Here is a 2,759-nt window from a genome sequence, read left to right as displayed (position 1 = left end):
CACAAGGGCGCGAAGAGAAATCGGCTCGGTTTCCTGCCTGACGGAAACTGTTCGCTATCGTGGTCTTACGCCGAGGCTTCGTCTCTGGTCGGCGCAGGCCGACCGGTGGTCACGGGCCCGAGAAGGCCGATTTCCAATCGGCACATAAGGTCATAGGAGGTCAGAGGCCGTCCCCGGTCAGCGCAGGCCGACCGATAGCCGCAGGCCCGAGAAGGCCGATTTCCAATCGGCACATAAGGTCGCAGGAAGTCAGAGCCGCCCTTGGTCGGCGCAGGACGACCGATGGCCGCAGGCTCGGGAAGGCCGATTTCTCATCGGCGCACAAGGGCGCGAAGAGAAATCGGCTCGGTTTCCTGCCTGACGGAAACTGTTCGCTATCGTGGTCTTACGCCGAGGCTTTGTCTCTGGTCGGCGCAGGACGACCGATGGCCGCAGGCCCGGGAAGGCCGATTTCCAATCGGCGCATAAGGTCGCGAAAGGAAGTCAGAGGCCGTCCCTGGTCAGCGCAGGCCGACTGGTGGTCACAGGCCTAGGACGGCCGATCTCCAATCGGCACATAAGGTCGCGAAAGGAAGTCAGAGGCCGTCCCCGGTCGGCGCAGGACGACCGATGGCCGCAGGCCCGGGAAGGCCGATTTCTAATCGGCACATATGGGCGAGGCCGACCAGCGGCCCCAGGCCCGGGAAGGCCGATTTCCAATCGGAGTTCAGGAGGAGGTTAGAGATGCCTCAGAAGAAGATCGTCCCCTATCAGGACACATGGCTCTATCGGATTCGCCATTCGTGCGCCCATGTCATGGCCCAGGCGGTCCTGGAGATGTTCCCGGAAGGCAAGTTGGGGATCGGGCCGCCGATTGAGGACGGGTTCTATTATGATTTCGACCTGCCCCGGCCGTTGACGCCTGAAGACTTAGAACGCATTGAGGCCCGGATGCGGGAGATCGTCGCCGGGAACCATCCTTTTATCCGCCGCGAAGTGAAACCCGAGGAGGCCCGCGCCCTTTTCAGCGATCAACCTTACAAGCTGGAGCTGATCGAGGACATCCTGCAGCGCGGCACGGATGAATATGGTAACCCGCTCCCCCCCGGTCAGCGCCCGGTTCTCACCACCTACCGGCATGACACCTTTGAAGACCTGTGTCGGGGCCCCCATGTGGAGCACACCGGCCAGATCCACCCGGGGGCCTTCAAGTTGCTCCACGTGGCCGGGGCCTACTGGCGCGGCGATGAGCGCCGCCCGATGCTCCAGCGGATCTACGGGACAGCCTGGGAGACGCCGGAGCAATTAGAGCAATACCTCTGGCGACTGGAGGAAGCGAAGAAACGCGACCACCGGCGCCTGGGCCGGGAGCTGGACCTCTTCTCCTTCCACGAGATCGCGCCCGGGGCACCTTTCTGGCACCCGAAGGGCATGATCATCTTCCGGGAGCTCGAGCGGCTGTGGCGGGAAGAGCATGATCGCCGGGGCTACCAGGAGATCTCCACCCCGATCCTAGTCCACCGGAAACTCTGGGAACAGTCCGGCCATTGGGAGCACTACAAAGAGAACATGTTCCTGCTGGAGGCGGAGGGGCAGGAGTTCTCCCTCAAGCCGATGAACTGCCCGGAGTCCACGATCATCTACCGGTCCCGCCTGCGTTCCTACCGGGATCTGCCGCTTCGGTTGAACGAGATCGGGCGGCTGCACCGTTTCGAGCGCTCGGGGACGCTCCACGGGATGCTGCGGGTGCGGCAGATCACCATGGACGACGCCCACATCTACTGCCGGCCCGATCAGATCCTGGAGGAGATCGACGGCGTGCTGGATCTGATCTACAGTTTCTACAGCATCTTCGACTTCCAGCCGGAGTTCTTCCTGAGCACGAAGCCGCCCAAGGCGATGGGCGATCCGAAGCTGTGGGAGATCGCCGAGGCCGCGCTCCGCGAGGCGCTGGAGCGGCGGGGCATCGAATACAGCCTGAAAGAGGGCGAGGGTGCCTTCTACGGCCCCAAGATCGATGTCCAGGTGAAAGATGCCATCGGCCGCGATTGGCAGTTGGCCACCGTGCAGCTGGACTTTCAGATGCCGGAGCGGTTCGAGCTGGAGTATATGGATCGGGACGGCACGCCCAAGCGGCCGGTGATGATCCACCGGGCGATCTTCGGCTCCTTCGAGCGCTTCATCGGCATCCTGACGGAGCACTACGCCGGCGCCTTCCCGGTCTGGCTGGCCCCTGTCCAGGCGATCGTCATCCCGATCACCGACCGGCACGTCCCCTACGCCCAGGAGGTCGGGGCGAAGCTCCGGGCGGCGGGCCTGCGGGTCGAGGTGGACGACCGCAGCGAGCGCATGCAGGCCAAGATCCGGGATGCCCAGCTGCAAAAGGTGCCCTACATGCTGATCGTGGGGGATCGGGAGCAGACGGCCGGCACGGTGGCTGTGCGCCTGCGCACCGGGGAGGATCTGGGGGCCATGAGCCCCGAGGCCTTCCTCGGCCGTGCCCTGGAGGCCATCCGCACCCGCCGCGGCCTATAGATCGAATCGTCCGTCGGGGTGCCCACGGGGGCGCCCCGACGGTCAGTTGGCGAGGGCGAGGCCATCCGGCCCACCCCGTGGGGGCACCTGGCCGGGTGCCCGCGGGCCCCTACGAACGACACGTCAACCCGCCACGGAATTCCTATTCCAGTCTTGCGGGGAGTCAGGAATGCGCACCCGCGAAGATCTCGAGGTCCTCGAGGATCAGGCCCTTGCCCCCTACGCCCAGCGTAGCCGCCTCAGCC

Annotated in this window: 1 protein-coding gene; it reads left to right on the top strand. The window is 64.8% G+C overall.

Going from position 1 to position 2,759, the window contains the following annotated elements:
- Positions 1-723: 723 nt before the first annotated feature.
- Positions 724-2,514 carry a threonine--tRNA ligase gene (gene thrS, locus NZM16_RS02640; RefSeq protein WP_295453301.1) on the top strand — a complete coding sequence of 597 codons (1,791 nt, stop codon included), beginning with the start codon at positions 724-726 and terminating at the stop codon, positions 2,512-2,514.
- Positions 2,515-2,759 lie beyond the last annotated feature (245 nt).

The organism is Thermoflexus sp. (assembly GCF_025055495.1).
Lineage (GTDB): Bacteria > Chloroflexota > Anaerolineae > Thermoflexales > Thermoflexaceae > Thermoflexus.
Note: the sequence above shows the minus strand (reverse complement) of the source record. Positions and strands in the feature narration are given on the sequence as shown.